Source organism: Actinophytocola sp., from assembly GCF_045807065.1.
Taxonomy (GTDB): domain Bacteria; phylum Actinomycetota; class Actinomycetes; order Mycobacteriales; family Pseudonocardiaceae; genus Actinophytocola.
In genome coordinates this window covers 1-19,699 of sequence record NZ_JBJMIE010000462.1, presented here as the reverse complement: position 1 = coordinate 19,699, position 19,699 = coordinate 1, and the positions used below count along the sequence as shown (strand labels likewise).

General features: G+C 70.6%; 17 protein-coding genes. 14 read left to right on the top strand and 3 right to left on the bottom strand.

Annotation, left to right across the window (positions count from 1 at the left end):
- Window position 1: 1 nt before the first annotated feature.
- The 4 genes from ACJ73U_RS27125 to ACJ73U_RS27110 are packed head-to-tail and all read left to right on the top strand — an operon-like array spanning window position 2 to window position 3,128.
- Window positions 2-622 carry a DUF1707 domain-containing protein gene (locus tag ACJ73U_RS27125; protein ID WP_407780545.1) on the top strand — a complete coding sequence of 207 codons (621 nt, stop codon included), beginning with the start codon at window positions 2-4 and terminating at the stop codon, window positions 620-622.
- Between the two features lie 18 nt (window positions 623-640).
- Window positions 641-1,675: an L-threonine 3-dehydrogenase gene (gene tdh, locus ACJ73U_RS27120; RefSeq protein ID WP_407780544.1), complete on the top strand. Its 1,035-nt coding sequence runs from the start codon at window positions 641-643 to the stop codon at window positions 1,673-1,675.
- A complete protein-coding gene (locus ACJ73U_RS27115) occupies window positions 1,675-2,853 on the top strand; it encodes a glycine C-acetyltransferase (RefSeq protein ID WP_407780543.1) in 1,179 nt (392 codons plus the stop codon). The genes tdh and ACJ73U_RS27115 overlap by 1 nt, the downstream gene beginning before the upstream one ends.
- Before the next feature lie 47 nt (window positions 2,854-2,900).
- Window positions 2,901-3,128 (top strand): hypothetical protein, encoded by a 228-nt coding sequence (locus ACJ73U_RS27110; protein ID WP_407780542.1) that lies wholly within the window; start codon window positions 2,901-2,903, stop codon window positions 3,126-3,128.
- A gap of 249 nt (window positions 3,129-3,377) precedes the next feature.
- On the opposite strand, the gene leuS is transcribed toward ACJ73U_RS27110, so the two are convergent.
- Window positions 3,378-6,218 (bottom strand): leucine--tRNA ligase, encoded by a 2,841-nt coding sequence (gene leuS / locus ACJ73U_RS27105; RefSeq protein ID WP_407780541.1) that lies wholly within the window; start codon window positions 6,216-6,218, stop codon window positions 3,378-3,380.
- Between the two features lie 210 nt (window positions 6,219-6,428).
- On the opposite strand from leuS, the gene ACJ73U_RS27100 reads away from it, so the two are divergent.
- Window positions 6,429-6,863, top strand: a complete 435-nt coding sequence (locus ACJ73U_RS27100; RefSeq protein ID WP_407780540.1) for an SdpI family protein — start codon at window positions 6,429-6,431, stop codon at window positions 6,861-6,863.
- On the opposite strand, the gene ACJ73U_RS27095 is transcribed toward ACJ73U_RS27100, so the two are convergent.
- Window positions 6,825-7,406 (bottom strand): YqgE/AlgH family protein, encoded by a 582-nt coding sequence (locus ACJ73U_RS27095; protein WP_407780539.1) that lies wholly within the window; start codon window positions 7,404-7,406, stop codon window positions 6,825-6,827. The two genes, ACJ73U_RS27100 and ACJ73U_RS27095, sit on opposite strands and share 39 nt — an antisense overlap.
- Window positions 7,407-7,737: 331 nt before the next feature.
- Between ACJ73U_RS27095 and ACJ73U_RS27090 the strand changes: the two genes are divergently transcribed.
- Window positions 7,738-9,060 (top strand): MFS transporter, encoded by a 1,323-nt coding sequence (locus tag ACJ73U_RS27090; protein ID WP_407780538.1) that lies wholly within the window; start codon window positions 7,738-7,740, stop codon window positions 9,058-9,060.
- Here ACJ73U_RS27090 and ACJ73U_RS27085 read toward each other — a convergent pair.
- Window positions 9,032-10,489 (bottom strand): CCA tRNA nucleotidyltransferase, encoded by a 1,458-nt coding sequence (locus tag ACJ73U_RS27085; protein ID WP_407780560.1) that lies wholly within the window; start codon window positions 10,487-10,489, stop codon window positions 9,032-9,034. The two genes, ACJ73U_RS27090 and ACJ73U_RS27085, sit on opposite strands and share 29 nt — an antisense overlap.
- Window positions 10,490-10,563: 74 nt before the next feature.
- On the opposite strand from ACJ73U_RS27085, the gene ACJ73U_RS27080 reads away from it, so the two are divergent.
- The 8 genes from ACJ73U_RS27080 to trxA all read left to right on the top strand — a co-directional run bounded on the left by ACJ73U_RS27080 (window position 10,564) and on the right by trxA (window position 19,656).
- On the top strand, window positions 10,564-11,097 hold the full coding sequence (locus ACJ73U_RS27080; protein WP_407780537.1) for an NUDIX hydrolase: 534 nt from the start codon (window positions 10,564-10,566) through the stop codon (window positions 11,095-11,097).
- A 3-nt stretch (window positions 11,098-11,100) separates the two neighbouring features.
- A complete protein-coding gene (locus ACJ73U_RS27075) occupies window positions 11,101-13,338 on the top strand; it encodes a DUF6049 family protein (RefSeq protein ID WP_407780536.1) in 2,238 nt (745 codons plus the stop codon).
- Window positions 13,325-14,995, top strand: a complete 1,671-nt coding sequence (gene murJ, locus ACJ73U_RS27070) for a murein biosynthesis integral membrane protein MurJ (protein ID WP_407780535.1) — start codon at window positions 13,325-13,327, stop codon at window positions 14,993-14,995. Before ACJ73U_RS27075 ends, murJ begins: the two co-directional genes overlap by 14 nt.
- Before the next feature lie 100 nt (window positions 14,996-15,095).
- Window positions 15,096-16,643: a protein kinase family protein gene (locus ACJ73U_RS27065; RefSeq protein ID WP_407780534.1), complete on the top strand. Its 1,548-nt coding sequence runs from the start codon at window positions 15,096-15,098 to the stop codon at window positions 16,641-16,643.
- Between the two features lie 89 nt (window positions 16,644-16,732).
- Window positions 16,733-17,359: an RNA polymerase sigma factor SigM gene (gene sigM, locus ACJ73U_RS27060; protein WP_407780533.1), complete on the top strand. Its 627-nt coding sequence runs from the start codon at window positions 16,733-16,735 to the stop codon at window positions 17,357-17,359.
- Window positions 17,356-18,138 carry a hypothetical protein gene (locus tag ACJ73U_RS27055; protein ID WP_407780532.1) on the top strand — a complete coding sequence of 261 codons (783 nt, stop codon included), beginning with the start codon at window positions 17,356-17,358 and terminating at the stop codon, window positions 18,136-18,138. The genes sigM and ACJ73U_RS27055 overlap by 4 nt, the downstream gene beginning before the upstream one ends.
- 157 nt (window positions 18,139-18,295) lie before the next feature.
- A complete protein-coding gene (gene trxB, locus ACJ73U_RS27050) occupies window positions 18,296-19,285 on the top strand; it encodes a thioredoxin-disulfide reductase (RefSeq protein WP_407780531.1) in 990 nt (329 codons plus the stop codon).
- A gap of 41 nt (window positions 19,286-19,326) precedes the next feature.
- Window positions 19,327-19,656 carry a thioredoxin gene (gene trxA, locus ACJ73U_RS27045; RefSeq protein ID WP_407780530.1) on the top strand — a complete coding sequence of 110 codons (330 nt, stop codon included), beginning with the start codon at window positions 19,327-19,329 and terminating at the stop codon, window positions 19,654-19,656.
- Window positions 19,657-19,699: the final 43 nt, after the last annotated feature.

Genomic DNA, 19,699 nt, shown 5'->3' with positions numbered 1-19,699 from the left:
CATGACCGAGCTACCCGTCGACCCGCGTGAGTTGCGTGTCTCCGACGCCGAGCGTTCGCACGTGGTCAACCTGTTGCAGAAGGCCATCGGCCAGGGGCTGCTGTCGCTGGACGAGTTCACCGAGCGTACCGACCGGGCGCTGGCCGCGAAGACCCGCGGCGAGCTGAACGCGGTGCTGGTGGACCTGCCCGGGCTGACCCACACCGACCCGACCTCGCCGGTGAAGACGCCGCCGGTCGAGCTGCGGGCGAACATGTCGACGATCAAGCGCAGCGGCGCGTGGGACGTGCCGCGTGAGCTGATCATCCGTAACCGGTTGGGCTCGACGAAGCTGGACTTCTCCGAGGCCCGCATCGAGCACGCCGAGGTCCGGATCAAGCTGGACGTCAGCGGCGGCACGGTGAAGCTGCAGCTGCCGGAGCGGGCGATGGTCGACACGAACGGCGTGCAGGTCATCGCCGGCACGGTGAAGGACCGGGTCGGCGGCGCGAGCGGGCGGCCGAGGTTCGTGATCACCGGCCGCATCACCGCCGGCACGCTGAAGATCCGCCGGTCCGGCTACGTCCGGATCGGCAACGTGGTCATCCGCTCACCGTGGAAGATGGGCGTTGCCACCGACTGACCATCCAGGAGGACATGCGTGAAAGCTCTGGTCAAGGCTGTTCGGGGTCCGGGGCTGGAGCTGACCGAGGTGCCCGATCCCGCGCCCGGGCCGGGTGACGTGCTGGTGCGCGTGCTGCGCACCGGCATCTGCGGCACGGACCTGCACATCGAGTCGTGGGACGAGTGGGCCGCGAACACGATCAGGGCGCCGCTGGTGGTCGGGCACGAGTTCGCCGGCGAGGTCGTCGAGGTCGGCGCGGCGGTCACCAAGGTCAGGGTCGGCGACCTGGTCAGTGGCGAGGGCCACCTGATCTGCGGGACGTGCCGCAACTGCCGCGCCGGGCGGCGGCACCTGTGCGCGAACACGGTCGGGCTCGGCGTACACACGAACGGGGTGTTCGCCGAGTACGCGGTGCTGCCGGAGCAGAACACCTGGGTCCACAACTACGCGGTCGACCTGGACGTGGCGGCGATCTTCGACCCGTTCGGCAACGCCGTGCACACCGCGCTGCAGTTCCCGGTGCTGGGTGAGGACGTGCTGATCACCGGTGCCGGCCCGATCGGGTTGATGGCCGCGGCGGTCGCGCGGCATGCCGGCGCCCGGCACGTGGTGATCACGGACGTGAGCGAGCCGCGGCTGGAGCTGGCCACCAAGATGGGCGTGAACCTGGCGCTGAACGTGGCCACCACGAAGATCTCCGACGTCTACGCCGAGCTGCGCCTGTCCGAGGGCTTCGACGTGGGCATGGAGATGTCCGGGCAGCCCTCCGCGCTGCGGGACATGATCGCGAACATGACCCACGGCGGCCGGATCGCGATGCTCGGCCTGCCCGCGACGGAGATCCCCATCGACTGGTCGAACGTCGTGCTCAAGATGCTGACGATCAAGGGCGTCTACGGGCGGGAGATGTTCGAGACCTGGTACGCGATGTCGGTCCTGCTACAGGCCGGGCTCGACATCTCACCGGTGATCACCCACCGGTTCCCCTACGCCGACCACGCCGCCGCGTTCGCCACCGCGCGCGACGGCCGGTGCGGCAAGGTCATCCTGGACTGGACGGAGGCTGCCTGATGTTCGGCGCCATGCGGGAGAACCTGCGCAAGGAGCTGGTGGAGATCCGCGCGGCCGGCCTGTACAAGGCGGAGCGGGTCATCTCGACGCCGCAGAACGCCTCGGTGCGGGTCGGCGCCTCGTCGGAGGTCCTCAACTTCTGCGCCAACAACTACCTCGGCCTCGCCGACCACCCGGTGCTGGTCGCCGCCGCCAAGGAGGCGTTGGACCGCTGGGGCTTCGGCATGGCGTCGGTGCGGTTCATCTGCGGCACGCAGGAGCAGCACAAGGTGCTGGAAGCGAAGCTGTCCGAGTTCCTCGGCACCGAGGACACGATCCTGTACAGCTCGTGCTTCGACGCCAACGCGGGCCTGTTCGAGACGCTGCTCGGTCCGGAGGACGCGGTGATCTCCGACGAGCTGAACCACGCGTCGGTGATCGACGGGATCCGCCTGTGCAAGGCGACGCGCCTGCGCTACAAGAACCGCGACATGGCCGATCTCGAACGGCAGCTGAAGGAGGCGGCCGGCGCCCGGTACCGGCTGATCGCCACCGACGGCGTGTTCTCCATGGACGGCTACCTGGCCCCGCTGGACGAGATCTGCGCCCTGGCGGACCGGTACGACGCGCTGGTGATGGTCGACGACTCGCACGCGGTCGGGTTCGTCGGCCCGGCCGGCCGGGGCACGCCGGAGCTGTTCGGCGTGACCGACCGGGTGGACGTGGTGACGGGGACCCTCGGCAAGGCGCTGGGCGGGGCGAGCGGCGGTTACACGTCAGGCCGCGCGGAGATGGTCGAGATGCTGCGGCAGCGGTCGCGGCCGTACCTGTTCTCGAACTCCGTGGCCCCGTCGATCGTCGGCGCGACGCTGGCCGGACTGGACCTGCTGTCGTCCTCGGGCGAGCTGCTCACCAGGTTGCGGGAGAACACGGCCTTGTTCCGCGCCCGCATGACGGAGGCCGGTTTCGACCTGCTGCCGGGCGAGCACCCGATCATCCCGGTCATGATCGGCGACGCCGCGAAGGCCGGCCGCATGGCGGACCTGCTGCTGGAACAGGGCATCTACGTGATCGGCTTCTCCTACCCGGTGGTGCCGCACGGCAAGGCACGCATCCGCACCCAGATGTCCGCCGCCCACTCGACGGCGGACGTCGAGCGGGCGGTCGAGGCGTTCGTGGCGGCACGAGCCGCGATGTAATCCGGACCGCCGCCGTCATAGTCGGCGCCACCCCGCGTTCTCCAGGCATGCCCCCTGGGGACCCGGAGTGGCTGTCGGCCACCTTCGTCAACGTCGTCCACTGGGACGACGGGCACCCGACGCCGGTCAGATGCCAGATGGGGGTGGTGCGGATGCCGGACAGCGGCGACCTACAGCTGGCCAGCCAGGTGGCGGGCCGGCCGATGTACATCTACCCGCCGGGAGCCGCGGCCAGGATGATCGGCGTACTGCGCGAGGGCCTGAACTCGTTGTAGCCGCCTGCACGTGCAGCCACGCTTCGCGATCATGCGAACACGACATGGGTGATTTCGTGCGCAAGTGCTAACGATTAGTTAGCACTGCCCGACAGGGGTGCCACAATGTTCGCGCGCGCCGCTGGCCTCGGTCGCGTAGCCCCCCGAGCGATCGATGCCAGCGGCGCGATCCTTCTCCTCGGCCGTCAGCTCGTCGGAGCCACCGAGAAGCGGTTCGCCGGCACCACCCGCCGCCGAACCGCTCCGGACTCAGACGACCACGTTGACCAGGCGACCCGGGACCACGATGACCTTCTTCGGTTCGCCGGTGATCAGGGTCGCGATCTTCTCGTCGGCCAGGGCGGCGGTCTTCACCTCGTCCTGGGTGGCGTCCGCGGGGACCGTGACGCGGGCGCGGACCTTGCCGTTGACCTGGATCGGGTACTCGATGGTGTCCTCGACCAGGTACTTCTCGTCGGCGACCGGGAACGGGCCGTGGGCCAGGGAGGTCTCGTGGCCCAGGCGGCTCCACATCTCCTCCGCGACGTGCGGGCACAGGGGGGCCATCATCAGCACCATCGGCTCCACCACGGACCTCGGCTTCGGCTTGCCGCCGTAGGTCTTGGTCACGTGGTTGTTCAGCTCGATCAGCTTCGCACCGGCCGTGTTGAAGCGCATGTTCGCGTAGTCGGCGTGGACGCCCGCGATCGCCCTGTGCAGGGCGCGCAGCGTGGCCTCGTCCGGGTCGTCGGTGCTGACGGCGACCGCGCCGGTCTCCTCGTCGACCACGTTGCGCCACATGCGCTGCAGGAACCGCTGTGCGCCGACGACGTCCTTGGTGGCCCACGGGCGGGACACGTCCATCGGGCCCATGGACATCTCGTAGAACCGGAACGTGTCGGCGCCGTACTGCTCGCACATCTCGTCCGGCGTGACGACGTTCTTCAGGCTCTTGCCCATCTTGCCGTACTCCTGGCGGACCTCCTGGTCCTGCCAGTAGAACCTGCCGTCCCGCTCCACGACCTCCTCGGCCGGCACGTACACGCCGCGGGCGTCCGTGTAGGCGTAGGCCTGGATGTAGCCCTGGTTGAACAGGCGCCGGTACGGCTCCTTGGCCGACACGTGGCCCAGGTCGAACAGCACCTTCTGCCAGAAGCGCGAGTACAGCAGGTGCAGCACCGCGTGCTCGATGCCGCCGATGTACAGGTCCACGCCGCCCGGGTCCTGCGGGCCGTGGATCTCCGGGCGGGGGCCCAGCCAGTACTGCTCGTTCTCCGGCTCGCAGATGGTCTCCTGGTTGGTCGGGTCCACGTACCGCAGCTGGTACCAGCTCGAACCCGCCCACTGCGGCATCACGTTCGCGTCGCGGCGGTACTTCTTCACCCCGTCGCCCAGGTCCAGCTCGACCTCGATCCAGTCGGTGGCACGCAGCAGCGGCGGCGACGGCTCCGAGTCGGCGTCGTCCGGGTCGAAGGTCTTCGGGGAGTAGTCGGCGATCTCGGGCAGCTCCACCGGCAGCATGTGCTCGGGGATCGCGTGCGGCAGGCCGTCGGAGTCGAACACGATCGGGAACGGCTCACCCCAGTAGCGCTGGCGGGCGAACAGCCAGTCACGCAGCTTGTACTGCAGCTTGCCTTCCCCGTGGCCGTGCTGCTCCAGCCAGGCGATGATCGTCTTCTTGGCCTCGTCGACGTCCAGGCCGTCCAGGAAGCCCGAGTTCATGGCCGGGCCGTCGCCGGTGAACGCCTCGCCGTCGAAGCCCTCGGTCGGCCGGACGGTCCGGATGATCGGCAGGTTGAAGACCTTGGCGAAGTCCCAGTCGCGCTGGTCCTGTCCGGGCACCGCCATGATCGCGCCGGTGCCGTAGCCCATCAGCACGTAGTCGGCGATGAAGACGGGGATCTTCTTGTCGTTGGCCGGGTTCGTGGCGTAGACGCCGATGAAGACGCCGGTCTTCTCCTTGTTCTCCTGGCGGTCCAGGTCCGACTTGCGCGACGCGGCCAGGCGGTAGGCCGCGATCGCTTCGGCGGGCGTCGCGTGGCCGCCGGTCCAGCTCGCGTCCACGTCCGCCGGCCAGGCGTCCGGCACGACCCGGTCGACCAGGTGGTGCTCCGGGGCCAGCACCATGTACGTCGCGCCGAACACGGTGTCGGGGCGGGTCGTGAAGACCTCGATCGCGTCACCCTCGACCGGGAAGCGGATGTGGGCGCCCGAGGAGCGGCCGATCCAGTTGCGCTGCATGGCCTTGACCTGGTCGGGCCACTCCAGCAGCTCCAGGTCGTCGACCAGGCGGTCGGCGTACGCGGTGATCCGCATCATCCACTGGCGCAGCTTCTTGCGGAACACCGGGAAGTTGCCGCGCTCGCTGCGCCCGTCGGCGGTGACCTCCTCGTTGGCCACGACCGTGCCCAGGCCGGGACACCAGTTGACCGGCGCCTCGGACAGGTACACCAGCCGGTGCGAGTCGATGACCTTCCGCTGCTCGACGCGGGTCAGCTCGCACCAGCCGCGCCCGTCCGGCGTGCGGCGCTTGTCCTGCGCGTACTCGGCCTCCAGCTCGCTGATAGGCCGGGCCCTGTCCTGCTCGGTGTCGTACCAGGCGTTGAAGATCTGCAGGAAGATCCACTGCGTCCAGCGATAGAAGGTCAGGTCGGTGGTGCTGACGCGTCGGCGCTCGTCGTGCCCCAGGCCCAGCCGCCGGATCTGGTGCAGGTAGCGGGCGATGTTCTCCTCGGTCGTCTTGCGCGGGTGCTGGCCGGTGCGCACCGCGTACTGCTCGGCGGGCAGCCCGAACGCGTCGAAGCCCATGGTGTGCAGCACGTTGCGCCCGGTCATGCGGTGGTACCGCGCGAACACGTCCGTGCCGATGAAGCCCAGGGGGTGCCCGACGTGCAGCCCGGAGCCGGACGGGTACGGGAACATGTCCTGCACGAACAGCTTGTCCTCGGGCACGTCACCCTTCAGCGGGCCGGCGGGGTTCGGCGCCTCGAAGGTGCCGCGCTCGGCCCACTGCTCCTGCCAGCGCGCCTCGATGGAGTTGGCCAGCGCCGCCGTGTAGCGGTGTGCGGGCACTGCCGCCGAGTCCACGGCCGAGGCTGCTTGCTCACTCATCGTCGGGGGGTCCTTCCCTGGTTGCTCTGCTCCGGAACACAAAAAACCCCTCTGCCGCAGGGGCACGAGGGGTTGCCGCACTGACCTCCTGGGGCGGACCGGTCAGCGCGGCCGGCTAAGGAGCAGGCGTCCGGCGCTCATACCACCAGTCTATCGCGGAGGGCAACGCCGTTTGCTCGGCCCTTGAACCGACGACCTACGATCGTGGGCGTGTCTCTTGTCGCGCTCGTGCCGCTCGTGGTCGGACTGGTCGTCGCCGTCGTCGGACTGCTCGGGTTTCTCGAACGGTTGCCGAGGAACCGGTTCGGCGGGGTGCGCACGCCGGCCACGCTCCGGGACGACGAGACCTTCCGGGTCGGCAACAAGGTGGCCGGGCTGCCGGTCGCCGTCGGTGGGTGGGTCGGTGTCGTCGGCGGCGGTGTCGCGCTGCTCATGACGGGCGCCGCCACGGTGGTCGTCGCGGCGGTCGCGCTGGTCGGCACGCTGGCCATCGCCGCGGCCGGGGGTGTGCTGGGGCACCGGGCCGCCGAGGCCGTGCCGGCGCCGGAGCCCGAGCTGCCCGCCGGGTGCAAGGGCTGTCAGTGCGGCGGCTGTGACATCGCGAAGTCAGTTGGTGCGAACGTCGCCGGGGTGGGTGGCGAGTAAGGCCAGCGGCATGCCCTGCCGGCGCAGCACCCGGCCCCACAGGTCGTGGTCGGCCGGGGCGAGCACGTCGGAGGGCAGTGCGGGCACCACGATCCAGTCACCCCGCTCGATCTCGCCGGCGACCTGGCCGACGTCCCACCCCGCGTAGCCGGCGAACACCCGCAGGCCGCGGAACTTCGGCACCAGCACCTCGGGGTCGGCGTCGAGGTCCACGAGGGCCACGGGGCCGCGCACCCCGATCAGCCCCTTGACCCCGTTGGTCGCCTCGCCGGTGCGCATCGCGGCCAGGCACAGCGCCGTCTTCTGGTCGACCGGTCCGCCCACGAACACCGAGCCGGGCGTGGACACGTGCGGGCCCCAGTTGGGCAGCACGTCGTCGACCGGGACCTCGCTCGGCCGGTTCAGCACCACCCCGAGAGTGCCCTCGCCCCGGTGGTCGATGACGAACACGACCGTGCGGCGGAAGTTGGCATCGGTGAGGCTGGGTGCCGCGACGAGCAGCGTGCCCGGCTCGACGGCCGCATCGGAAGGGTCGGATCGCACGGAGACATGATCCCATCCGGCCGTCGGGAATCCAGCAGGACTTCACTTCTAGGGGAACAATGAGTGGCGCCTCCTCGTTGGAGGAGGTGGCTGGGCAGCACAGTGTCCCCCGGGCTCAAACAGAAGTGCCTTCGCGGAATACCGTTCGGCTGGAGCCGCGTCGCGCCAACCGCCGTGAGGCGACCGTCTGTCCGCCACTCGGAGCGAGCTGCGTCCGCGGAGAACGCGGACCAGCTCGCTCCGCATCTCTTCCGGGTGTCATCCCAGAACCCGCCCGGCGGGCCTCCGCCGTTTCGAGATCCTTACACCTTTCACCGTAGGCTGACCGGTTGTGAGTGAAACGGCGGAGAGTCCTCCGCAGACGGTCCCCGATCCGCACCACGTTCGGATCGGGGCGCGCAGGCTGCTGGCCTTCGACGGGTTCCGCAGGCTGCTGTTCAGCCGTTTCTCCTCGCAGTGGGGTGACGGTCTGTTCCAGACCGGGCTCGCGAGCGCCGTCGTCTTCAACCCCGAGCGCGGGGTGTCGCCGTCGGAGATCGCGGCCGGGTTCGTCGTGCTCCTGCTTCCGTACTCGATCATCGGGCCGTTCGCCGGTGCGCTGCTCGACCGGTGGGACCGCCGCCGGGTGCTGGTCGCGGCCAACCTCCTGCGCGGGATGTTCATCGCGCTCTCCGCCGTGTGCGTGGCCACCGGGGTGGCCGGGTTCCCCATCCTCCTGCTCGCGCTCGTCGTGATCGGCATCAGCCGGTTCGTGGGCGCGGGTCTGTCCGCCGCGCTGCCGCACGTCGTGCCGGTCCGCAACCTCGTCGAGGCGAACGCGCTGTCGGTGACGCTCGGGGCGGTCGTCTCCGTGCTCGGCGCCGTGTGCGCGGTCGGGTTGCGGAGCGTGTTCGGGCACGGCAACGCCGGCTCCGGGCTCACCACCGCGGTCGCGGTCGTGGGGTCGGTGCTCGCCGCCTGGCTCGCCGGCCGGTTCGCCCGCGGCGCGCTGGGACCGGACAGGGTGGTCGAGCCGGCCACCGCGATCGCGGCCGTGGCCGGCGGGCTGGTCGACGGCGGGCGGATCGCGCTTCGCACGCCCAGCGTCGCCGCCGGGTTCTGCGCGCTCATGGCGCACCGGGCGGCGTTCGGCATCTCGCTGCTGCTGACCGTGATCCTGATGCGCTACAGCTTCGACGACTGGGGGCCGATCAAGGCCGACGTGCCCGGGCTCGGCGTGGTGCTCGGGGCGGGCGGCCTCGGCATCTTCGTGGCCGGGCTCACCACCGCACGGCTGGTCACCGCGTTCGGCCGCAGGCGGACCGTGTTCTTCGCGCTCGGCGCCGCCTCGCTCACCCAGTTGGGGCTCGGCCTGCCGATGCTGCTGCCGACCACGCTGGTGGCCGCGTTCCTCATCTCCTACACCGGCCAGGTCGTGAAGCTGTGCGTGGACGCGGCCGTGCAGCGCGACATCGGCGACGAGGCCCGCGGCCGGGTGTTCGCCCTCTACGACATGCTGTTCAACATCACGCAAGCGATTGCGGTGGCCATCGCGGCGGCCGTGATCCCGGCCAACGGCGAGTCGTTGGGCCTCATCGTGGCCGCGACCGTCCTCTACCTGGCCGGGATCACCGCGTTCGAGCTGGTCAGTCGCCGGGCTCGGCCGGCGGCGTGATCCCCTCGGCCTCGGCCCACTTGCGCAGCTCGGCGATCGCCTCGTCGTGCTCCAGCGGGCCGCGGTCCAGGCGCAGCTCCTTGAGGTAGCGCCACGCCTTGCCGACGAGCGGGCCGGGCGGCAGGCCGAGCAGCCGCATGATCTCGTTGCCGTCCAGGTCCGGCCGCACCCGCGCGAGGTCCTCCTCGGCGGCGATCCGGGCGATCCTGATCTCGAGGTCGTCGTAGGTCCGCTGCAGGGCCGCGGCCTTGCGCCGGTTGCGGGTGGTGCTGTCGGCGCGGACGAGCTTGTGCAGGCGGGACAGCAGGGGACCGGCGTCGGTCACGTACCGGCGCACCGCCGAGTCCGTCCACTCGCCCTTGCCGTAGCCGTGGAACCGCAGGTGGAGGTACACGAGCTGGGCGACCTCCTCGATGACCTCCTTCGAGTACCGCAACGCGCGCAAACGCTTGCGGACCATCTTGGCGCCCACGACCTCGTGGTGGTGGAAGCTCACCCCGCCACCCTCGACGAACCGCCGCGTGGCCGGCTTGCCGATGTCGTGCAGCAGGGCCGCGAGCCGCAGCACGAGGTCGGGCCCGGTGCCCTGCTCCTCCAGGTCGATCGCCTGGTCGAGCACCACGAGCGAGTGCTGGTAGACGTCCTTGTGCTGGTGGTGCTCGTCGATCTCCAGCCGCATGGCCGGCACCTCGGGCAGCACGTGGTCCGCGAGGCCCGTGTCGACCATCAGCTCCAGCCCGCGCCGGGGGAACCGGCCGCAGAGCAGCTTGGACAGCTCCACCTGGACCCGCTCGGCGGTGATCCGGTCGATCTCGCCGGCCATCTCGCGGATGGCGGCGAGCACGCGCGGGGCGATGTCGAAGCCGAGCTGGCTGACGAACCGGACCGCGCGCATCATCCGCAGCGGGTCGTCGGCGAACGACTCCTGCGGGGTGGCCGGCGTGTCGAGGACACGTTTGCGCAACGCTCCCCGCCCGTTGTACGGGTCGACGAACTTCTTGGTCGCCAGGTCGACGGCCATGGCGTTGACCGTGAAGTCCCGGCGGAGGAGGTCACCCTCGATCGAGTCGCCGAACGTGACCTCGGGGTTGCGGCTCATCCGGTCGTAGGAGTCGGACCGGAACGTGGTGATCTCCACCGTCGTGCCGCGCTTGGTCGCGCCCATCGTGCCGAACGCGATGCCCGTGTCCCAGATGGCGTCCGCCCACCCGGTCAGCAGCTCACGCACCCGCTGCGGCCGCGCGTCGGTGGCGAAGTCGAGGTCGTTGCCGAGCCGGTCCATCATCGCGTCCCGGACCGTGCCGCCCACCAGGTACAGCTGGTGGCCGGCCTCGGTGAACCGGGAGGCCAGCTCAGCGCCGAGGTCGGAGGCCACGGGGAAGCGCACCTGCTCCTCCGTTTCGCGGTTGCGGACGTCAACGGTCTGGATGTTGGACACGAGGAACCAGCGTAACTGCCGTGATCGGGCAACCAGGACGCCATACCCGCATTACGATCGCGAACATGCCCCAGTCGTCCGGGAGGTCGCGTGGCGCCCGAGCCGGACGCCGCGGTAGGCGACGCGGGCGCAAGATGACCGCCGTCGACGAGACCTCGGCCGGCGGGGTGGTGATCAACCTCGCCCGCGACAAGGTCGTGCTCATCGGGCGTCTCGACCGGCGCGGCCGGCTGCTGTGGTCGCTGCCGAAGGGCCACATCGAGGAGGGCGAGACCCCCGAGCAGACCGCCGTGCGGGAGGTCGGGGAAGAGACCGGCATCGTCGGCGAGATAATTCGACCGCTCGGCACCATCGACTACTGGTTCGTCGCGGAACGCCGGAGGATCCACAAGACCGTGCACCACTTTCTGATGGAGGAGCGTGGCGGTGACCTCTCGGACGAGGATGTCGAGGTCACCGAGGTCGACTGGGTCGCACTGGACGAGCTGGAGGACCGGCTCGCCTACGCCGACGAGCGCCGCCTGGTCCGCAAGGCGCTGGAGCTGCTCGACATGGCGGGTATCAAGGAAGACCTTCCCGTAGAGGCTGATGGGGGCTGAACAATGAAGCGCGGCTGGCGGCTCGGCGCGGGACTGATCGCGGCCGCGCTGCTGGGACTGTCGGCGCCGCTGTCCGCGTCGGCCCAGCAGCCGATCGGGGAGCCGCTGCCGCCGGTGTCCAGCGCGCCGTCGCTGATGCGGCTCCAGGTCGACGAGCTCACGCCGCGGATCGTCACCGCGGACACGCCGACCATCACCATCAGGGGCACGGTCACCAACACGGGTGACCGGCGCCTCGACCAGGTCCGCGTCCGCCTGCAGCGCGGCAACGCCGTCAGCTCCGACCGGGAGCTGCGGGACCTGCGGAACCAGGAGACCAACTTCGCCGGTCCCTTCCAGGACATCAGCAAGCAGCTGGAGCCGGGGGACAGCGCCGACTTCGAGATCAGCATCCCGGTCACCGGTTCCGGCCGCACCACGCTGGCGGTCGACGAGCCCGGCGTGTACCCGCTGCTCGTGAACGTCAACGGCCGCCCGGACTACAGCGAGCAGGCCCGGCTCGGCGCGGTGTCGATCGCGCTGCCGGTGCTGTCGGTGCCCGGCGGGTCCCAGGCCAGGCCGAAGTCCGCCAGACCCGACGTCACCATCGTGTGGCCCCTGCTGGACGAGCGGCCGCGCCAGGTGCCCACGACCGACGGCCGGACACTGCTCACCGACGACGACCTCGCGGACTCCCTCGGCGCGGGCGGGCGGCTGTTCGACCTGGTCAAGTCGGTGAGCACGGCGTCGGAGACCAACAGCGAGCTCCTGAGCTCGATCTGCTTCGCGGTCGACCCGGACCTGCTGCAGACCGTGTCGAAGATGGCGCAGGGCTACCAGGTGCGGACCGACGGCGGCCAGGTCGTGGCCGGCAAGGGCAGGCAGGCCGCCGCCGACTGGCTCGGCGCGGTCCAGGACCTGACCACGGGGCACTGCGTCATCGCCGTGCCGTACGCGGACGCCGACCTGGTCGCGCTGTCCCGCGCGGGCGCCGTCGACCTCGCCCAGCTCTCGCTCACCAGCTCGTCGATCGTCAGGGACGTGCTGTCGATGCAGCCGCTCAAGGGGGTCTACTGGCCCGCCGGCGGCACGTACGACCAGCGCTCGATGGTCGACCTGGCGAACGTCGGCGCGGCGAACCTGCTGGTCGACCCCGCCCACCTCCAGAACGTCGAGGGCAGCGCGCCCTACGTGATCAACACACAGACGGCCAACAAGGTCCGCGCGCTGCCGGTCGACTCGCTCGTCTCCGACGCCCTCGCCAGCCCGACCACCGGCGCCACCGACGTCGCCGACACCGGCGGCTCGGTGCAGAAGGGCCTCGCCGCGCTCGTCTACCGCGCCGCCTTCGACCAGCGGGCCGGCGGACAGGTGCTGGTCACGCCGCCCCGCCGGTGGCTCGCCTCGGGCGCCGAGCTGGCCGACTTCCTGAGGCTGGCCGGGAACCTGTTCACGAGCGGGTTCACCACCCCGCTGCCGCTCGACCAGGCGGTCAACGCACCCGACGGCGGTGCCGCCGGTGACCTCTCCTTCTCCCCGCAGGACAGCACGGCGGAGATCCCCGCCCAGGTGACGGCCGAGGTGATGCGGATCAACGCGACCCGGCGGGACATGCTCGACTCGATGGCCGACGACAACACGAACAAGGCCGACCCGAACTCGCTGCTCGCACCCATCCAGTTCGGCCTGCTGCGCGGCGTGTCGACGGCGTGGCGCGGCGACCTCCAGGACGCGGCCAACACGGTCGGCTTCGTGGACGGCCAGCTCGACGCGCTGCGGAACCTCGTCGTGGTGAAGAACCCGGGCCGGCCGCTCTCGCTGGCGTCGGGGGACAGCCCGATCCCGGTCACCATCTACAACGGGCTGCCGGTGACGATCGTTGTGCGCATCAGCCTCAGCTCCGTGCCCGGCCTGCGGCCGGAGCCCATCCAGGACGTCCGGATCCCGCCGGGCGGCTCGGCGCCGCGGTACGTCCCGGTCGAGGTCAGCCGCTCCGGCCGGTTCAGCGTGGACGTCCGGCTGACCACGCCGGGGGGTACCCCGCTGGGTCAGCAGGTGCGGCTGGAACTGAACTCGACCTCATACGGCATCATCAGCGTGGCCGTGACCGGAACTGCCGGCGCGGTGCTCGTGCTGCTCGTCGGCTTCCGCGTCTTCCGGCGGATCAGGACGGCGCGCGCCGAGGAGGCCAGGACGGCATCGGGGTCGGGTGAGGAAATCGTTGAGCGGAGCTCGCGGAGCGAACACCATGACGACGCGTAGCGGGGGCACGTCCCCGGCGCCGGCCATGTCCTCCGGCACCGGGGCACGAGCGCCGCAGCCGTCGCTCGCCAAGGCGAGCGGCTCGATGGCGATCGCGACGCTCGTCAGCCGGATCACCGGGTTCGTGTGGAAGATCCAGCTGGCCTGGGTCGCCGGCCTCACGGTCGTCAACGACTCGTTCACGGTCGCCAACACGCTGCCGAACATCGTCTACGAGCTGCTGCTCGGCGGCGTGCTCGCGAGCGTCGTCGTGCCGCTGCTGGTCCGCGCGCAGGACGACCCGGACGGCGGGGCGGGCTACACCAACCGGCTGCTGACGGTCGGCATGACGCTGCTGCTCGCCGGTACCGCGATCGCGGTCGCGCTGGCGCCGCTGTTCACCCGGCTGTACATGGACGACTCGACCGGCCAGGCCAACGCCGGGCTGGCCACCGCGTTCGCCTACCTGCTGCTGCCGGAGATCGTGTTCTACGGGCTCTTCGCGCTGCTGTCGGCGATCCTGCAGGCCAAGCACGTCTTCGGTCCGACCGCGTGGGCGCCGGTGATCAACAACGTGGTCATCATGGTGACCATCGGGGTCTACGCGGTCGTACCCGGCGAGATCTCCCTCGACCCGGTCCGCATGGGCGACGTCAAGCTCCTGGTCCTGGGCCTCGGCGTGACCGCGGGGATCGCGGTGCAGGCGGTCATGCTGCTGCCGGCGCTGCGCCGCGTCGGGTTCCGGTTCCGCTGGACCTGGGGCATCGACTCGCGGCTGAAGGAGTTCGGCGGGCTCGCCCTGTGGATCCTCGGCTACGTCGCGATCAGCCAGGTCGGCATGGTGATCACCACGCGGGTGCTCACCGCGGGCGCGGCCGGTGGTGCCGCCATCTACTCGAACGCGTGGCTGCTGTTCCAGCTGCCGTACGGGGTCATCGGCGTCTCCCTGCTGACCGCGATCATGCCGCGGCTGTCGAGGGCGGCCGCCGACGGCGACACCGAGCGGCTGATCGACGACCTGTCGCTCGGCAGCCGGCTGTCCACGGTGATGCTGGTGCCGCTGTCCGCGGTGCTCACGATCGCCGGCTCGGCCATCGGCGTCGCGCTGTTCAGCTACGGCAACGCGGGCGTGGCCAACGCGGAGCGGCTCGGCGTGGCGCTGGCGTTCTCGGCGTTCGGGATCCTGCCGTACGCGCTGGTCATGCTGCAGCTGCGGGTGTTCTACGCGATGAAGGACGCCCGCACGCCGACGCTGATCATGGTCGTGATGACCGTGGTGAAGATCCCACTGCTGTATCTGGTGGCCGCCCGGCTGCGGCCCGAGGACGTGGTGATCGGCGTGATGCTGGTCAACGCGCTCTCGTTCGTGGTCGGCGCGGTGCTCGGCCAGATGTGGCTGTGGGTGCGGTTGGGCCGGCTGCAGAGCATGCGGGTGGTCCGGGTGATCGTGCAGACGGTCCTCGCCGGGGGCACCGGCATCGCCGTCGCGTACGGCGCCAACCTGCTCCTGCGGCTCGTCCTGCCGGACAGCGCGGGCCCGCGGCTCGGTGCCTGGCTGGAGATGACCGTTCAGGGGTTGGTGACCATCGTCGTCGCGTTCGGCCTGCTCGCGCTGTTCCGGGTGCCGGAACTGCAACCGGCAGTCGCGCGAATCACCCGACTGGTGCGTCGCCGGTAGTCGGCAACAACAGGTGTAAACATGCCGAGTCACGTAGGCTCGAAGTAACGCGGCAGATACGGACGTGACCGCCTGGGGGCGCTCTGGCGGGGAGAGATCAGTGGTCACCAAGCGAACCGAGTCACTGACCGGCGAGTTAACCCCCGGCGGCGAGCCCGGCGGGGATGGCTTCCTGCTGCCCGGAGCAGTCATCGGCGACGGGCGGTACCGGCTGCTCGCCCAGTTCGGCCACGACCTGCGGGCCGACGCCCACCTGTGGCGTGCCCGCGACGGCCAGCTGCGCCGCGACGTCGCGCTCACCGTGCTGCTCGGCGACCCGACCAACGGGCCGAAGGCACAGGCCGCCCGCCGGACGCTCGAACGGGCCGCGCACGCCGCCGCGTTCGCCCACCCGTCCATGGCCCGCGTGCTGGACGTGCTGGGCGTCGGCAACGGCATCTCGCCCGGTGAGGGGCTGCTCGGCATCATCGTCGCGGACTGGACGGTCGGCACCGACCTGGTCGACGTCATCGCCGAGCACCCGCTGCCGCCCACCAACGCGGCCCGGCTGCTCGAACCGCTCGCGTCGGCCGTCGAACGCGCCCACCACGCCGGCCTGGTGCTCGGCGTCGACCACCCGCAGCGCATCCGCGTCACGCCGGACGGCCTGCTGCGGCTCGCGTTCCCCGGCCCACTGCCCGAGGCCGTGCCACGTGACGACGTGAAGGGCCTCGGCGCGATCCTGTACCTGCTGCTCACCGGCCGCTGGCCGCTGCCGGGCGGCCCGGAGGCCATCCCGACGGCGCCGGTCACGCCGGACGGCTCGATCGTGCCGCCGAACCTGCTGTCCGGGTACGTGCCGCCGGAGCTGTCCACGGTCGCGATCCGCAGCCTCGAGGACACCCAGATCGGCGGCATCCACACCAGCGCGACGCTGCTGACCGTGCTCGGGCAGGCGGCGGAGTCCGCGGAGCGGACCGAGTACCTCGGCCCGGTGTCGCGGCTCGACGAGGACACCGAGACGGTGTGGACCACCAAGCCACCCGTCCGGGACCACAACCGGCGGCGCAAGCTGGCCATCGGCGTCACCACGCTCGCGATCGCGGTGGTCGCGATCCTGGCCTGGCTCGGCACGATGCTGATCGACTTCTTCGGTGACGACGGCGGCTCCGGCGACACGGTGGTGGTCGAGCAGCCGACGACGAACGGCGAGAGCCCGCCGCCCGCGCCGAAGCCGGCCGGCCCGATCGCGCCGGCGTCGGTCGAGGTGTTCAACGTCGGCGGCACCCCGGACAACCCGCGCCGCGCGGGCTTCGCCACCGACGACGACCCGGGCACCGAGTGGCACACCGACACCTACAAGCAGCAGTTCCCCGCGCTCAAGCCGGGCGTCGGGCTCATGGCGTCGTTCGCGGAGTCGGTGCGGTTGGCCTCGGTCGTGGTCGACTCGCCGAGCCCGGGCACCGTGATCCAGATCCGCACGTCGCCGTCGCCCACCCCGAAGCTGGAGGAGACCAAGGTCATCGGCGAGGCGACGCTGCAGGGCGGCAAGACGGAGATCCAGCTGAACAGCGCGGAGCCGGGCCAGTACGTCCTCGTCTGGATCACCAAACTGGGCGAGGGCAACAAGACGGCGATCGGCGACCTGCAGTTCATACGCGCGCAGTAGCGAGGCCCGCTGGCCGTAGCACCGCTCATGCGTCAGGTGTCGGAGGCCACACCGCGAATGGGTGAAGCATCGACCGATATCCTCATCCCGTGACCACCGCTGCCAGCTCGGACGCCGACCTCATCGCGGCTCATGCCGCGGGGGACCCGCGGGCCTTCGCGGAGTTGGTCCGCCGGCACCGGGATCGGATGTGGGCGGTCGCCCTGCGCACCCTTCGCGACCCGGAGGAGGCGTCCGACGCGTTACAGGAGGCCTTCATCTCCGCCTTCCGCGCGGCCAGCTCGTTCCGCGCGGAGTCGCAGGTGACGACCTGGCTGCACCGGATCGTCGTGAACGCCTGCCTCGACCGGGTCCGCCGCCGCCTGGCCAGGCCGACCGTCCCGCTGCCGGAGACCGGCCCGGGGGAGCCGGCCGCGCCGCGTGACTCGATGTCGGAGCGGGAAACCAAGCTCGTGGTGCAGAAGGCGCTCAACCAGCTGTCGGAGGACCAGCGCGTGCCGATCGTGCTCGTCGACGTCGAGGGCTACTCGGTGGCCGAGACCGCCAAGATGCTCGGGATCGCGGAAGGCACCGTGAAGAGCCGGTGCGCGCGCGGCCGGGCGAAGCTGGCCAAAGTTCTGGGGCACCTGCGGAACCCCGATGCAGATGCGAACGTCCCAGATGGCGCAGTTGACAGGCGAGACGTGCCAGCACGGCGCCACGGGGAGGGACGATGACTGACAGCACCAGAGGGGCGGGACCCGCACCCGGGCCGCCATGGTCTGTCGACGAACTCGCCGACCTGCATGCCGGGGCACTCGACTCCAGGCAGTCCGCGGCCCTGTGGGCACGGGTCAACCGCGACCCCGACGCGCAGGCCGTGCTCGCCGCGCTGGACAGCGTCAAGCGGGACCTCGACGCGCTCGGTGACGCGCCGGTCGAGCCGATGCCGGCGCACTTCGCGGCCCAGCTCGACGCCGCGATCGCCGCGGAGGCGGCGAAGTCCCGGCCGGCCAGGGCACCGACGCGGCAGTCCGGCGTCGCCCCGGTCGTCGACATGGCCGAGGCCCGGCGCAGGCGCAACCGAAGGATGGGGTGGGCCGCGGGCGTACTGACCGCCGCGGCGGCCGCGGCCGCGATCACGTTCGTCGCGCTGCCGGGTGACCAGGAGACCAACGGCTCACCGGTCGCCGAGGGACAGAGCAGCACCTCGCATGTCCAGCCGGGCGGTGGCGACGAGCCGCCGCTGACGCTGGCGGGCAACGACGTCCCCGAGATCAGCGCGGTCCAGGGGCACAGGGACTACGGCTCGTTCACCGACGAGCAGGGCCTGAAGAGCTGCCTCACCGACCTGGGCATCAAGAACCCACAGGTCATCGGTTCCCGCGAGGCGAAGGTGGACGGCGACGCGGCGACGGTGGCGATGCTCGCCGGCGGCGAGGACGGCCACCGCTTCCGGTTGGTGATCGTCGATGCGCAGTGCAGCAGGCTCGTCAACGACCAGTCGCTGGGCTGATACTTCTCGAGAAGCCGCGTGCGGAAGACTTGTCTCCCGCACGCGGCTTCGTCGTGTGGGGATGGTGCGCCCGGTCACGCCACACGTGCGGAACAACCGGCACCTACGATCGTGTTAAAGGAATGCGCGTCAAAGAGCGCTCCGCTTCGGAGGTCAGATGTCCGAGAACGTCAGGGACTTGATCATCATCGGGTCCGGTCCGGCCGGCTACACGGCTGCCGTCTACGCGGCCCGAGCCCAGCTCGAACCGCTGGTGTTCGAGGGAACCCAGTTCGGCGGCGCCCTGATGACCACCACCGAGGTGGAGAACTACCCGGGCTTCCGCGACGGGATCATGGGCCCGGACCTCATGGAGCAGATGCGGACGCAGGCCGAGCGGTTCGGCGCCGAGCTGCGCGCCGAGGACGTCGAGGAGGTCCAACTCCAGGGCGCGGTCAAGTACGTCACCGCGAACGGCGTCCGGTACGCGGCCAAGTCGGTCATCCTCGCGATGGGTGCCGCGGCCCGCTACCTGTGGGTGCCCGGCGAGCAGGAGCTGCTCGGACACGGCGTGTCCGCGTGTGCGACCTGTGACGGCTTCTTCTTCCGCGACCAGGACATCGCCGTGGTGGGCGGCGGTGACTCCGCGATGGAGGAGGCCACCTTCCTGACCAAGTTCGCCCGCTCGGTGACGATCGTGCACCGGCGCCAGGAGTTCCGGGCGTCGAAGATCATGCTGGAACGGGCGAAGGCGAACGAGAAGATCCGCTGGCAGCTCGACTCCGAAGTACTGGGGGTACTCGGGGACGGGAACGTCTCCGGTGTGCGGATCCGCAACACGGTGACCGGCGAGGAGTCGACGCTGGACGTGACCGGCCTGTTCATGGCCATCGGTCACGACCCGCGCAGCGGGCTCGTCAAGGGTCAGGTCGAGCTGGACGAGGACGGGTACGTCACGGTGCGTCCGCAGACGACGTACACCAACCTCGACGGCGTGTTCGCCGCCGGCGACCTGGTGGACCGGACCTACCGGCAGGCCATCACGGCTGCCGGCTCCGGCTGCTCGGCCGCGATCGACGCCGAGCGCTGGCTCGCCGAGCACGGTGAGGCCAAGGCCGAGGTGGCACCCGAACTCGTCGGCGGCGGGTACGCCTCGACTCAGAACTAGCTGAGCGCAGCTTGCGAAGCGAACATCATTAAGGAGAGAACATGGCCGGAAACACCGTCGAAGTCACCGACGCCTCGTTCGACGAAGCCGTCCTGAACAGCGACAAGCCGGTGCTGGTGGACTTCTGGGCGACGTGGTGCGGCCCGTGCCGGATGGTCGCGCCGGTGCTCGAGGAGATCGCCGCCGAGCACAAGGACAAGATCACCGTGGCGAAGCTGGACGTGGACGCCAACCCCGCGACCGCGCGGGACTACCAGGTCCTGTCCATCCCGACGCTCATGGTCTTCAAGGGTGGCGAGAAGGTGAAGGAGATCGTCGGCGCCCGTCCGAAGGCGGCGCTGGTCAACGATCTGGCCGACTTCCTGTCCTGAGCAGCAACCGCCACGCGGCGCACACCGTCTAGTGAGTGTGCGC

Coding starts and splice junctions, on each gene's coding strand:
- ACJ73U_RS27125 (WP_407780545.1), top strand. CDS start 2: ATGACCGAGCTACCCGTCGACCCGCGTGAGTTGCGTGTCTCCGACGCC.
- ACJ73U_RS27115 (WP_407780543.1), top strand. CDS start 1,675: ATGTTCGGCGCCATGCGGGAGAACCTGCGCAAGGAGCTGGTGGAGATC.
- ACJ73U_RS27110 (WP_407780542.1), top strand. CDS start 2,901: ATGCCCCCTGGGGACCCGGAGTGGCTGTCGGCCACCTTCGTCAACGTC.
- leuS (WP_407780541.1), bottom strand. CDS start 6,218: ATGAGTGAGCAAGCAGCCTCGGCCGTGGACTCGGCGGCAGTGCCCGCA.
- ACJ73U_RS27080 (WP_407780537.1), top strand. CDS start 10,564: ATGCCCCAGTCGTCCGGGAGGTCGCGTGGCGCCCGAGCCGGACGCCGC.
- ACJ73U_RS27075 (WP_407780536.1), top strand. CDS start 11,101: ATGAAGCGCGGCTGGCGGCTCGGCGCGGGACTGATCGCGGCCGCGCTG.
- murJ (WP_407780535.1), top strand. CDS start 13,325: ATGACGACGCGTAGCGGGGGCACGTCCCCGGCGCCGGCCATGTCCTCC.
- ACJ73U_RS27055 (WP_407780532.1), top strand. CDS start 17,356: ATGACTGACAGCACCAGAGGGGCGGGACCCGCACCCGGGCCGCCATGG.
- trxB (WP_407780531.1), top strand. CDS start 18,296: ATGTCCGAGAACGTCAGGGACTTGATCATCATCGGGTCCGGTCCGGCC.
- trxA (WP_407780530.1), top strand. CDS start 19,327: ATGGCCGGAAACACCGTCGAAGTCACCGACGCCTCGTTCGACGAAGCC.